This window comes from Aliikangiella coralliicola (assembly GCF_007004725.1).
GTDB classification, from domain to species: Bacteria; Pseudomonadota; Gammaproteobacteria; order Enterobacterales; family Kangiellaceae; genus Aliikangiella; species Aliikangiella coralliicola.
On sequence record NZ_ML660160.1, the window covers coordinates 760,531 to 774,022 of the forward strand.

The window sequence follows — 13,492 nt, forward strand, 5'->3', positions numbered from 1 at the left end:
AGAAATTACCTGTCAGGTAATTTCTCTATATATGATGGGAGCACTATTTGATATAAAAAAACTTGTTTTTAGATGATTTACCGAAAAGGTGGAGGCTAGCTCCCGGTCAAAATTATTCGCCGGTCTCCTTTTTAACTGGAGCCGCGTGTTCCGGATTCGTTAAAAAAGTTTGATCGGTTAAGGAATTTAGAAATGCGAGTAAATCTTTTTTCTCTTGCTCGGTAATCTCAAATCCCTTAACAAAAGAATTTTTTAAGGGGTTTTGCCTTCCATCTCCTTTAAGATCGCCGGAATCAATATTTCTTCCACCGGCAGCGTAAAAATCGATGACATCTTCCAAAGTGGCAATACTACCATCATGCATGTAAGGCGCAGACATTGCGATATTTCTCAAAGTCGGTGCGCGAAAGCGTCCATCGTCTAAAGGGTTCAAAGTTATTTCCGATAACCCAGTGTCAATTTTTGGATAACCGCCATCAGGAAGAACATTATAAAGTCCTGTGTTATGAAATGGTCGTCGGTCGAGTAATTGTTTTTCGTGTGAGGTTGATTGAGTAAAATTAAATCCACCGTGACAATGATGGCACTCTAATTTTTCTGAAAAAAATAAAGTCATCCCGTTTATGGCTGATTGATCAAGTGCAGAGTCATCCCCATCATAAGCATAAACATCGAAAGGAGAATTAAGTGAAATTAAACTTCTGACGAAACTAGACAGGGCTTTATTGATGAGTTCGAAACTTATTTTTTCACCGGGGAAAGCACGAGAAAATAGTTTCGAATATGACTGAGTATTAAATCGGGCTAACACCTCATTTTCGTGACCAGTAATACCTAATTCAACGGGTTCCTCTCCAAACATCGGTAACAATATTTGTTGTTCGATACTAGTCAAACCGTCGTGGGCCCAGGTTAAGGTTTTGTTATAGGCTATGTTAACTAGTGCGGGAGAGTTTCTGCGATGTATTTCTCCCGTTGAGCCGATCGATGTGAATAAACTTTCCGCAAACGCCATATTTTGTTGATGACAGCTTGCGCATGATTGAGTTTGATTAAAAGAAAGGTTCGTGTCGTAAAACAAATGCCGACCGAGTTCAACCTTAGCTTTTGTCATTGGGTTGTTTGCCGGCACTTGTGGTAACGGAAAACCTTGACGTAGATTCCAGTTATATTCGACTTCTAAATTTTCCTGGCCGCAACCAAAAACAAAGCAGCAGCAAATGAAAGTGCCGAGTGCCAACCTGGTTATTTTTTTCATCGTCTGGACTCGAACAATTTTTGTTTTGCTTGCAAATTTTTCGGCGAGTTTGAATTTGCCAAATTTGAAGCGACGGCTATGCCAACACGAGGCAATAATAACTGACATGCAGGAGTATCTAGAGATGATTGGCAATTAGAGTTATCTTGCATATCTATGCCTTCAAGAAATGCAGAAATGTTGAGAGCAACGTGATGTTTCGCGCTAAAATTATTTAAAACAACTTTTGGTGCGTTTGGATTTTTGCAGGCTTCTTTGGGTGGTCGAACCGGGCTTGGTGAACGACACCCAGTTGAACCAAGATGAAAAATCCATTCTTCAGCACTGTTAGCAAATTCCATACGAATAAATTTATGTCCGAGTTGCCAGGTCCAAAACATATCGGGCTGGTTAAGTGGTGCTGCGAGTGTTAACGGGTTTTTATGGTTAATTTCTGGTGGTACGCCAACGATAAATTTGATTCCGGAGATTTCATTTTTTGCCAATAGACTAGTTAATTTTATCTGCCAGTTTTGTTGTTGCCCGCATCCACTACCGATCAAAAAAACTTCGTCACTATATTTTTCCGGGACAACCGGAGTAGCCTGATGCCATTGACCGCTTTTGCTTTTTAACTGAACATCGTGAATAAAAAATTGTAACTGAGAAAGCCGCCAAACTTGTCCTTGATGTTCAAACGTATCTTCGCCTTCAAACACCGTTTTACAATCCAGTTTTTTTGACCCATAGTAAACGGCAAAATCTACTGAATAAGACTCTGGATTTTTTTGACAACCCGAAAGCAGCAGGAATTGTACCACTAAAAATGTGATGGCCTTCACATTGCTACAAAAGTTACTTTTTTTAGATAACAAACTGCGCTCTCTCACTCTATGGTCGAAGTCGGAATAGTATAATTAGCTGAAGCGATATAAATAGCTAAAATAATATCAAGCTTAAGCTAATTTATCATAAAACGAGTTTACGTTAATGATTTCGTGTTGAATAAGTAAATATTTAACTTTTTAGATTGTCCTTTGCGTGATTTAATAAGTGATTGGCAATTAAAACTGGTTAGCGGTCAGGGAAAGAAAAGCGGATCAATTAAATTACACGGTAAAACGGGGGTTAACATGCAACGAGTTACTGTTTGGTGTACCGGACTTATTATTGCTTTTTTTCTCATAGGACAAGCGCTGGCGCATTCTGAACATGGTAAAGCGCGTTATGTTTCAAACACAGGCAAAGACAGTGGTTATTGCGAAAATGCACTAAGACCTTGTAAGACAATTTCCTACGCTGTTCAGCGAGCAAATAAAGGAGATAAAGTTTTGGTTGCTGGTGGTAGTTATCAAGTCACCTCGGCTGAAGAATTATTTTATTTGAAGAGTGAGATTGTTCCAATTTTTGCCGGATTCAACCGATTCGATCATTTTCAATCACAGAGCCCCGATCTTAACCAAACTTTTTTACTCGGCGTTCCAGCTGAAATGGCTCCTGCATTAAGAGAAAAAGGATTTAAAATAATCAATGACGGTAAAAGCCAACAAACCTCTGAAGCATTGACGCAGAAAATGACTGCGTTTTATGAACTCGATAAATCTCAAGCTGATGTTGCCTGCGTTAATGGAAGTGCCGGAAACTTTCCTTGTCAAAATGTCGACCTGGTATCTCACTTTCCATTGTCTTCGTTCAGTTCTAATCCAAATTCGGGTAATGATATCTGGGGACATGTTGATCTAAATACGGGAAAAGAATATGCCATTATGGGAGTACAAAATGGCGCGGCTGTTATCGATTTAAGTAATCCTGAAAGCCCTGTAGAAGTCGGCACCGTTAGCGGTAGCTCTGCGACCTGGCGTGATATCAAAGTGTATCAATACTTTGATGAAACCAACCGGTTATGGCGGGCCTATGCTTACGTGACTGTTGACGGTGCTCAAGACGGTGTAACGATTATTGACCTGAACAACTTACCCAACAGCATCTCTTTAGTTGAACGCAACAATAGTGTCGGTAATGCTCATAATGTTTATATCAGTAATGTTGACCATAGTTTAAATATTAAATTAGAAGACGCGGAACCTTTATTGCAGTTAGTAGGAGCGAGTAATTTTTCTGGCTCATTTCACAGTTATGCTTTAGACAATCCAACAACCATTCAAGTAAAAAGTAACCAATCAAGTTTCAACGGGTACACCCATGATGGTGCCTCGGTTCTTATTAACGATTCGCGTATGAATAGTGATTGTTTTAACGCGACTCAAAACTGCACCGTGTTTGTGGACTTTAATGAAAAAGAAATGGTGCTTTGGGATATTACTAATCCGACAGATACGCGAAAATTATCCGAAATTGGTTACAACGATGTACCGCTGGCTAATCAATATATTCATTCTGGCTGGGTGACTGAAGATAAACGATTTATTTTGTTGCACGACGAGTTTGACGAAAATCGCGGCGGCTTAAATTCTACAGTGAGAATATTCCAGATCGATAACTTGCGAAGTCCGGTGAAAGTCGGCCAGTGGACGGGACCAACGCGTGCCATTGACCATAACGGTTTTGTGCGGGGTAACCGTTACTATATGTCTAACTACGAGCGTGGTATGACGATTCTTGATATTACCGATCCGGCAAATCCAACGGAGATTGGCTATTTTGATACTTTTCCATCGAGTGATAATGCATCATTTAATGGTGCCTGGGGGGTCTATCCATACTTACCATCCGGGCTCATTTTAGCCAGTGATATTAATAGTGGACTTTATGTTTTACGTGACAAAACCCAATCAACAACACAAGGAAGTCTGGGGTTTACCGCTGCTCAAATTGAGGTTGACCAGGGAACTGATGCAGTTATCAATGTTTCTCGACAAAACAATAACGCGTCAAGTACATCTGTATCGGTTAAATACGAAATTCTTTCTGGAAGCGCGACAAAAGCGTCAGACTTCACTACCACAAGCGGGACGCTTGAATGGAACGGAAATGAGTCTGGCAACAAGAGCTTTAATGTGACGATTGCCAGTGATCCATCCGGCAGCGAACCGAGTGAAACTTTTTATATCAGGCTTTACGATCCAACTTCCGGTGTTAGTTTATCAACCACCAGTTATTTAACAGTAAAAGTTAACGGTGTGTCTAATTCCGGGGCGGTTGAATTTGAAGAAACCGCTATCAACGCTGCAGAAAACAGCGGCACGGTAACGGTCAACGTGAATCGAGTTGGCGGTGCTGAGGGAGCGGCAAGCGTTGAGTATCAGTTGCAGAACGGCACAGCGATGTCTGGGCAAGATTTCGAAACCACCTCTGGCACTCTCAACTGGCAAGACGGAGAAAGCACTCCTAAGAGCTTTACGGTTAACATCATTAATGATACTGACGAGGAATCCAGCGAGTCTTTCACCGTAAGTTTGTCGACGGTTGCAGGTGCGTCGCTCGGGGCTAAGTCGTCATTAACGGTGACCATTGCTGATGATGATTCCAACACTGCCCCAGCGGTGTCAACTGGAGAAGATTTTCAAGCAAATACCGGCCAAACAGTTCAGTTAACCAGTACTGTCACGGATGCAGAAGGCGATGCCCTGACGTATCAATGGACTCAAACCTCTGGTACAAATGTAGCAATCAGTTCGGCTGATCAGGCTCAGGCTTCATTTGTTGCACCTTCCGCCGCGGCAACATTAGAGTTCATGCTAACCGCGACGGATAGTAAAGGGGCTCAGTCGAGCGATTCTGTTCAGGTGAGTGTCATTGCTCCACCACCTCCACCCACTCCGCCGGCAAGTAGCAGTGGAGGGGGAAGTTTCGGTGGTTTAACCCTGATCGCTGTGACAATGCTGCTGGTTCGAAGAAAAAGATTATTTGCGAAATAATTTGCTCGAATCGGTGACGGCTTCTTGGTAGTATTGCGCTGGGTTGACTGGGCAGTCGCTGTTTGATGTTTTTAATTAAATATCGAGCGGAGGAAAGTCCGGACTTTACAGAGCAGAGTGCCAGGTAACGCCTGGGGGGCTAAAGCCCACGGAAAGTGCCGCAGAAAATATACCGCCTGGTTTACCAGGTAAGGGTGAAAAGGTGTCGGTAAGAGCGCACCGCGCTGATGGTAACATCAGTGGCAGGGTAAACCCCACTCGAAGCAAGGCCAAATAGGGTTCCGGTAGACAAGCGATATTGCTAAGGTAGTATCGTGGCTCTTGAGACGTGGCTCGCGTTGGAACCGGGTAGGCTGCTTGAGCGTTATGGTGACGTAACGCCTAGATGAATGATTGCCCACGACAGAATCCGGCTTACAGGTTAACCCAAATTTTTGAGATCGCTCTACCCTCACGGGTGGGGCGATTTTTTACTATTTGAGATAAAAAACGATATTTCTGTACAAAAAACACACACCTGAACCAGCAAAAAACCTCAATTCCTGAAAATTTAGCCCACTTTGACCCAACACTTAATGTATTACTTTAAGTTTGATATATAACTTTATGAAATATCTTCTTATTCGAATAGTGACTAAAAGTTAGGGCTTTTAAACTAAGCTAAGTCTTTGTGATATAAGCACTATTTCTCGTTTTTTATAGCCCATTTCCCTTGACAAAACCCGCCATCACTACCTATAGTGCACAGAAGTGGAGAAAAGTGTAGTTTTGTGCAAAATAGTGGCTTGTCTGATCAACTTGCCGCGTTAGCAGGAATAATTATAGTGTTTCGTGGAGCTAATTCTATAAATCTAGACTCGAAAGGGCGCATTGCGATACCGGCAAAGTATCGTAGCGGCATCCTTGAGTCTTGCGAATCACATATGATTGTCACCTGCGACCCCTATGATAACTGTTTGTTGATTTTTACGCTGGAACACTGGGAATCAACGGAAGCCGATCTACAATCTCTCTCCAACTCAAAACCTCTCCACAGACGCTTAAAGCGAATTATGCTAGCCCACGCAACTGAAGTTGATATGGATTCCAGTGGACGCCTGTTGATCCCAGGTGTACTGCGGGAACGAGCAAGTTTAAATAAGGAAGTTATGTTGATTGGACAAGGAAAAACCTTTCAGCTTTGGAATGAAACTGAATGGAATAAGTTGACAGAAGAAGATCTGGCTGTGCTTTCGAGCGACGAGCTAGATTCTGAAGAACTACCTGACCTCTACTACTAAGTTATGCAACAGACACAAAAACATATAACTGTCTTGCTCCACGAGGCAGTCGACGGCTTAGATGTAAAACCTGACGGGATTTACGTTGACGGTACTTTTGGTCGAGGCGGTCACAGTCGACTGGTTTTAGAAAAATTGGGTGAGAATGGTCGATTGATAGCGATTGACCGTGACCCGCAAGCTGCTAAGTCAGCCCAGGAGTTACAGAGCGATACAAGGTTTGAATTTTTTCATCAGAATTTCGCCACTATTGTGCCTCTGTTAGAACAGAAAAACTTGATAGGAATGATAGACGGAATATTGCTTGACCTTGGTGTCTCTTCACCGCAGTTGGATCAAGCGGAACGAGGCTTTAGTTTTTTGAAAGATGGACCTTTAGATATGCGAATGGACACCAGCCAGGGAATATCAGCTGCGGAATGGTTAGCCGTTGCGGAGGTCGAAGATATTAGACGGGTGTTAAAAGAGTATGGAGAAGAAAAGTTTGCTACTCGTATCGCCAGAGCCATCGTAGAAAAAAGAGATGTCGAGTCAATTGATACAACATTGCAACTGGCAAAAATAGTGGATGAGGCTTGTCCGGTAAAAGACAAGTTTAAACATCCAGCCACAAGGAGTTTTCAGGCAATTCGTATTTTTATCAATAACGAATTGGGTGAATTGAAAGAAACCTTAGAGGTTACGCCACAAATTTTGGCAAAGGGAGGCAGATTGTCTGTGATTAGTTTTCATTCTTTGGAAGACAGAATGGTAAAGCGATTTATTAAACAGAAGTCTAAAGGGGATAACTTTCCTAAAGGACTACCGGTTATGGCAAGTGAGTTAAATCAGGAATTTAAAGCGATAGGCAAAGCAATTAAAGCTTCTGCCGAAGAGATTGAATTAAATAGCCGCTCACGTAGCGCTGTGTTGAGAGTGGCGGAAAAACTTTAATTTGTAATCAGTTGATAGCACTGAAATGAATAGTACTGAAATTGAAAAAACAAGACGGCAATAGATAAAAAGTTTAAACACGGAAAAATTACTTAACTTTAACGAGAAATGGCAAAGAAAAAGCAAAAAAAAGTAACCAAAAAAGCACCAGCACTGTTAGTTGTGCTGTTGTCGGATATTTTTGTGCGCCACTGGGTGGTGACCGCACTTGCTTTGTTATTTGTTAGTTCGTCAATGATGATTGCACATACTAGCCATAGCGCGAGACGATTAACCGCTGAATGGCAGGAGTTACGACAACAGCACCGAACCGAACAAGTGAATTGGGAGTCACTAAGATTAGAGTTAACGACCTTGTCTGAGCCTGATCGCATTTCTAGCCAGGCAAAAAAACAATTGGGAATGGTTGAAGTGACAACTAAAAATGAAAAGGTGATATCGCTATGAGTCAGGCGAGAAAACCTAACACAGTTCCATTAGCTAGCGGCCGGTTTTATGTACTGGTCGCAGTTTTGTCCTGTGGTTTTTTAGCGTTATTGGCTCGTGCTGCATACTTACAAGTTGATGAAGCTGAAATACTGATTGGAAAAGCTGATTCACGTAGTGTTCGCGATAAAAATATTATTACCCATCGAGGGGTTATCCTGGATCGCAATGGCGTTGAGTTGGCCGTCAGTATTCCAGTGAAATCTGTTTGGATGGATGTGACTGAAGTGATGAAGAAGTCGCCAACACTGGTTGAAGATGATTGGAATAAATTAGCCGTTATTGCTAAAAAACCGCCGTTGGCATTTAAAAAGTGGATTGTGAAGAGAAAGGGGCGGCAGTTTGCCTGGATTGCACGGCATCTTGATCCAAAGCGAGCCAGCATTGTAAAGACTCTCGATTTGCCGGGGGTTTATTTACGAGATGAATTTCGACGTTACTATCCATCAGCGGAAATCACCGCTCACCTGGTAGGGTTTACAGACGTTGATGACAGAGGACGAGAAGGTCTGGAAAAAGCTTATGACGATGTGCTTATTGGTAAAAACGGTAAAGAAAAAGTTCGACTGGATTTGCAACGCCGGGTAATTGAACAGAAAGAAATTATTGAAAAGGCAGAGAAAGGGCAAGATCTGAAATTGAGTATTGATAATCGAATTCAGGCATTAGCTTATAAAGCACTAAAGACTGCGGTTTTGAAACATCGTGCTAAATCAGGTTCCCTGGTAATGCTTGATGTTGATACCGGAGAAGTGTTGGCGTTATTAAGTCAACCTTCTTACAACCCAAATCGGTTCGATTCTCGCTTACCCGAATTTACCCGGAACTCTGCTTTTGTTGATAGTTTTGAACCGGGATCAACGGCAAAGCCTTTTACCGTTGCCAGTGCATTAGAAGCGGGTGTCGTTAAACCATATAGCAAAATTAATACGAAACCGGGAAGAATAAAAATTAACGGACATTGGGTGAAAGACGGCAAAAATCACGGCGTATTGGATGTGAGCGGCGTGTTACAAAAGTCGAGCAATGTCGGTGTGACTAAGCTTGCCCATATGATGAGTGATGATGAGTTTTTGCACGCTTTTTACCAGGTTGGTTTTGGCGGAAATACCGCAAGTGGATTTCCTGGTGAGAGCGCGGGTCGATTTCATATTCGAGATAACTGGAGTGATATTGAAAAGGCTACAGTTTCTTATGGTTATGGATTTAGTGTGACGCCGGTTCAGCTAGCACAGGCGTATGCTGTTTTGGGGGCACATGGCATTAAACGGCCGTTGTCCTTGTTGAAGTTAGACAAAGTTTCTCAGGGAGAGCAAGTTTTGTCTAAGCGAGTCAGTCAGCAAGTAATCGCAATGATGGAAACTGTGGTTGGCGAAGGTGGAACCGGCCAAAAAGCGAAAGTAGATGGTTTTCGAATTGCCGGTAAAACGGGAACTGCGCGTAAGGCAACAAGAGGCGGATATGGTGATGAATACACCGTGTTTTTTGCAGGCATTGCGCCAGTGACTGATCCCAAAATTGCTATGGTTATTTTTGTAGACGAACCTAAAAGCGAAGAATACTACGGCGGGCAAGTTGCTGCTCCCGTATTTGCAAAAGTAGCTTCGGAGACTTTACGCCTACTCAATGTAAAACCAGATCAGTTTAATGGAATTGCCGCCACAACCAAGCGAAAAGGTGATAACAATGGATAGTTTCACATCGATTACGCTGGCTGAATTATTAACGAATATTTCCAGTGAGCAGGAAGTGGCCGACCGAATGTCATTATCGGTTGGTCCACTTACTTTAGATAGTCGTCAGATTAAAAGCGGCGATACTTTTGTGGCAATTGCCGGTTATCAAACTGATGGTAGAAAGTTCATCGAGAGTGCTTTGAATAATGGCGCAGCTCTCATTATTGCTGAAGCTGATGAGAGTGATGAATATCGAGAAAAATACGGTGAAGATAATCGTATTATCTGGGTTAAAAACTTACGTCAACAGGTCAGTTTGCTGGCTTCCAATTACTATCAACATCCTTCTCATTCTTTGAAGGCGATTGGTGTAACTGGAACAAATGGAAAAACCAGTTGTAGTTATCTCATTGCGAAAACACTGCAACGGTTGCATTTTGAATGTTATTTGTTAGGGACTTTGGGAGTTGGACAAAGCAGTAATCTTGAGTCTTGTGAAAATACCACAGCCGATGCAATTACGATGCAACGAGTTTTGGCGCAAGCAGTGGGAGCGGGAGCGCAATTTGTATCGATGGAAATTTCTTCCCATGGAATCGATCAGGATCGCGCTGCAGCGGTGAAATTAAACTCTGCTGTCTTCACCAACCTTACCAGGGATCACCTTGATTACCATGGTTCTATGGAAAATTACGGTGAAGCTAAGCGTAAACTTTTTCTGCCAGATAATTTGAAAAACGCCGTGATTAATATGGATGACCGATTTGGGCGCAAACTGGCAAAGGATGATGAAATCAGTGCAACTAAATGGTTGGTAACAACCAAGTTACCAACATCGGGCTCAAATTTGAACCGATGGATTTGGGCAGAAGATGTGGTGCTATCGCTTGAGGGATTACACGCAAAAATATATACACCCTGGGGAAGTGGAAAATTAGATTCTCCACTTATTGGCCAGTTTAATCTAACCAATTTGCTATTAGTCATTGCCGCACTAGGGAGTATCTTAAAAGACGTTAACCCAGTTTTGTTGGCGTTAAAAAATGTACGTTCAGCACCGGGAAGAATGCAAAAAATAGGTAATAAGCATACGCCTTTGGCTATCGTCGATTATGCACATACACCGGATGCGTTGGAAAAATCATTAATGGCCATTCGTGAGCACTGTGTCGGAATGATCTGGTGCATTTTTGGCTGCGGCGGAGACCGAGATCAAGGTAAAAGGCCGTTAATGGCTCGTGTCGCGGAAAAATTTTCCAATCGTGTCATTGTTACAACTGATAATCCACGGACCGAACCGGCTGAGAAAATAAAAGAAGATATTTATTCAGGGTTTAGAAAAATTAATAAAGTAACCTATATCGAAAGTCGAGAAGAAGCAATCGCGACGGCATTGAAAAAAGCTAACCCTGGTGATGCTGTTTTAATTGCCGGCAAAGGCCATGAAGATTATCAGATAATTGGCAATGAAAAATTACATTTAAGTGATTTGGAAATTGCGGAAAAACACATTAAGGAGTTAAGTGATGATTAAAACGCTTTTATCGCAGCTCCAACCCTTTCTTAACGCGCGATTAATCGGCGGAGATGCGCAAGTTAGTCAGGTTTATACCGATAGCCGCCAACAATGTGAAAATGGTTTGTTCGTTGCATTGAGAGGACCTCACTTTGACGCACATAATTTTTTACCACAAGTTGTTGAGCAAGGTGCGGCCGGCATTATTGTTGAAAATGAAAGTAGCTTAGATATCCCTCAGCTTGTTGTGAGTAATAGCAAGCTAGCGTTAGGGGATTTAGCCAGATTTAATCGAAAACGACTCAATGCCAGGTTTGTTGCAATCACCGGCAGTAGTGGTAAGACAACGGTGAAAGAAATGATTGCGTCGATATTACAAAATGTTGGAACGACCTTTGCGACCAAAGGTAATTTTAACAATGATATCGGTGCGCCGTTGACGCTACTTGAAATGAACGAAGAACATCAATTTGGTGTGATAGAGCTAGGTGCAAATCATGCCGGAGAAATTGCTTATACCGCTGCGATTACGCAACCTGATGTGGCCTTGATTAATAATGTTGCCGCTGCCCATTTGCAGGGGTTTGGTGATTTACAAGGAGTAGCGCGAGCGAAGGGTGAAATATATTCAGAGTTAAAAAATGACGGAACAGCAATCGTTAACAATGATGATGAATTTGCGCCGTTCTGGAAAAAACATATTACTTCATCGGTGTTAACTTTTTCGGCCAAAGGAAATGGTGATGTTATTGCGACTGACATCCAGTTAGATGAAAACCAATGCCCGCAGTTTGAATTAGAGTATTTAAACCAATCGCAAAAAATTTCGTTGCCCCTGGCTGGCGTGCATAATGTTCATAATGCATTGGCTGCTGCGGCTTGCTGCCTGGCGTTAAATATATCCTTAGAAGATATTTGTAAAGGGTTGTCTCGATCGCCGGTAGTAACTGGAAGGTTAATGACTGAGCTGTTAGCTAATGGTTGTCGTTTGATCGATGATACCTACAATGCAAATCTTGATTCTATGCGAGCGGCTATTCAATTGTTAGCCGGATATAAAGGCAGAAATATTTTAGTGATTGGTGATATGGCCGAACTTGGTGAATTTGGCAGACAATGTCACGAAGAAGTCGGCGAATTTGCCAAATTAGCTGGTATTGATGCTATGTACAGCTGTGGCGTTTTAACTCAGTTTTCTCAATCCGTTTATGGGGGAGAAGGAAAGCATTATTCGAATCAACAACAACTCATAAAACAATTAAAACAAGAAGCGAAAGCGAATACGACGATACTGGTAAAAGGATCGCGTAGCTCACATATGGAAAAAGTGGTGCTGGCCTTAATGGAAGATTCTGAACAACAGAGTAAGGGCGCTGCTTTCAATATGGGGGAAGAATAATCATGTTACTTTGGCTAACCGAATATTTACAACAATATTATTCCGGTTTTAACGTTTTTGGTTACCTGACTTTACGGGCAATTTTAGGTGTATTAACGGCGTTGGTTATTGCATTGCTATTGGGACCCTTCATGATCCGAAAGCTCGCTGGAAAGCAAATTGGACAAACCGTACGCGACGATGGACCAGAAAGCCACTTAAGCAAAGCCGGGACGCCAACAATGGGCGGAGCATTAATTTTAATTGCAATAGCTGTCTCCACTTTGCTTTGGTCTAACCTGGATAATCGTTATGTGTGGGTCGTGTTGTTAACAACGCTCGGTTTTGGCGCTGTGGGTTGGGTTGATGATTATCGAAAGTTAATTTACAAAGACCCTAAAGGTTTAGCTTCTCGTTGGAAATACTTCTGGCAATCGGTTGTTGGAACCGTTGCAGCAGTTTATCTGTATTGGAGCGCGCAAGTCGACGCCGAAACAATTTTGATCATCCCATTTTTCAAAAATGTGGCTATTAATCTGGGAATATTTTATATCGTGATGACTTATTTTGTCATCGTTGGTACGAGTAACGCAGTGAATTTAACCGATGGCTTAGATGGTCTGGCGATTTTGCCGACGGTATTAGTCGCGGGCGCGTTGGGGATATTTGCGTATGTAACTGGAAATGTTAATTTCTCAAATTATCTTGCCATTCCCTATATTCCCGGAACCGGAGAATTAATTATTTTTTGCGGTGCCCTGGCCGGAGCAGGGCTTGGCTTTTTATGGTTTAACACTTATCCCGCTCAAGTGTTTATGGGCGATGTTGGTTCATTAGGATTAGGCGCAGCTTTAGGTACTGTGGCTGTTATTGTCCGACAAGAGTTGGTGCTCTTTATCATGGGGGGCGTGTTTGTGATGGAAACAGTGTCCGTTATTTTGCAAGTTGCCTCATTTAAGTTAACCGGAAGACGAATTTTTAATATGGCACCGCTTCATCATCATTATGAATTGAAAGGATGGCCTGAACCTCGTGTCATTGTCAGGTTCTGGATTATTTCAGTTGTTTTAGTTTTGGTCGGTCTGGCCACGCTGAAAATTCGATAGGA

Annotated in this window: 10 protein-coding genes and 1 other RNA gene; 9 read left to right on the forward strand and 2 right to left on the reverse strand. The window is 42.3% G+C overall.

All coding sequences use genetic code 11. The features are described from left to right. Window positions 1-112 precede the first annotated feature (112 nt). A complete protein-coding gene (locus FLL46_RS02805; protein WP_142891889.1) occupies window positions 113-1,258 on the reverse strand; it encodes an MbnH family di-heme enzyme in 1,146 nt (381 codons plus the stop codon). Then, complete coding sequence (locus FLL46_RS02810) at window positions 1,255-2,112, reverse strand: MbnP family copper-binding protein (RefSeq protein WP_168204015.1); 858 nt, start codon at window positions 2,110-2,112, stop codon at window positions 1,255-1,257. Before FLL46_RS02810 ends, FLL46_RS02805 begins: the two co-directional genes overlap by 4 nt. 162 nt (window positions 2,113-2,274) lie before the next feature. Here FLL46_RS02810 and FLL46_RS02815 point away from each other — a divergent pair, with 162 nt between their 5' ends. From FLL46_RS02815 to mraY, 9 genes are all read left to right on the forward strand, one after another. Further along, window positions 2,275-5,115, forward strand: a complete 2,841-nt coding sequence (locus FLL46_RS02815) for a choice-of-anchor B family protein (protein ID WP_142891891.1) — start codon at window positions 2,275-2,277, stop codon at window positions 5,113-5,115. 39 nt (window positions 5,116-5,154) lie between these two features. After that, an RNA gene (gene rnpB, locus FLL46_RS02820) (RNase P RNA component class A) lies at window positions 5,155-5,548 on the forward strand. A gap of 337 nt (window positions 5,549-5,885) precedes the next feature. After that, complete coding sequence (gene mraZ, locus FLL46_RS02825; protein ID WP_246119253.1) at window positions 5,886-6,395, forward strand: division/cell wall cluster transcriptional repressor MraZ; 510 nt, start codon at window positions 5,886-5,888, stop codon at window positions 6,393-6,395. 3 nt (window positions 6,396-6,398) lie between these two features. After that, entirely contained in the window at window positions 6,399-7,328 is a 930-nt protein-coding gene (rsmH, locus tag FLL46_RS02830) for a 16S rRNA (cytosine(1402)-N(4))-methyltransferase RsmH (protein WP_142891892.1), read from the forward strand. Between the two features lie 108 nt (window positions 7,329-7,436). After that, entirely contained in the window at window positions 7,437-7,775 is a 339-nt protein-coding gene (ftsL, locus tag FLL46_RS02835) for a cell division protein FtsL (protein WP_142891893.1), read from the forward strand. Then, on the forward strand, window positions 7,772-9,508 hold the full coding sequence (locus FLL46_RS02840) for a peptidoglycan D,D-transpeptidase FtsI family protein (protein ID WP_142891894.1): 1,737 nt from the start codon (window positions 7,772-7,774) through the stop codon (window positions 9,506-9,508). The genes ftsL and FLL46_RS02840 overlap by 4 nt, the downstream gene beginning before the upstream one ends. Then, window positions 9,501-11,024, forward strand: a complete 1,524-nt coding sequence (locus FLL46_RS02845) for a UDP-N-acetylmuramoyl-L-alanyl-D-glutamate--2,6-diaminopimelate ligase (protein WP_168204016.1) — start codon at window positions 9,501-9,503, stop codon at window positions 11,022-11,024. Before FLL46_RS02840 ends, FLL46_RS02845 begins: the two co-directional genes overlap by 8 nt. Continuing rightward, on the forward strand, window positions 11,017-12,405 hold the full coding sequence (locus tag FLL46_RS02850; RefSeq protein ID WP_142891896.1) for a UDP-N-acetylmuramoyl-tripeptide--D-alanyl-D-alanine ligase: 1,389 nt from the start codon (window positions 11,017-11,019) through the stop codon (window positions 12,403-12,405). Before FLL46_RS02845 ends, FLL46_RS02850 begins: the two co-directional genes overlap by 8 nt. Before the next feature lie 2 nt (window positions 12,406-12,407). After that, on the forward strand, window positions 12,408-13,490 hold the full coding sequence (gene mraY / locus FLL46_RS02855) for a phospho-N-acetylmuramoyl-pentapeptide-transferase (protein ID WP_142891897.1): 1,083 nt from the start codon (window positions 12,408-12,410) through the stop codon (window positions 13,488-13,490). Window positions 13,491-13,492 lie beyond the last annotated feature (2 nt).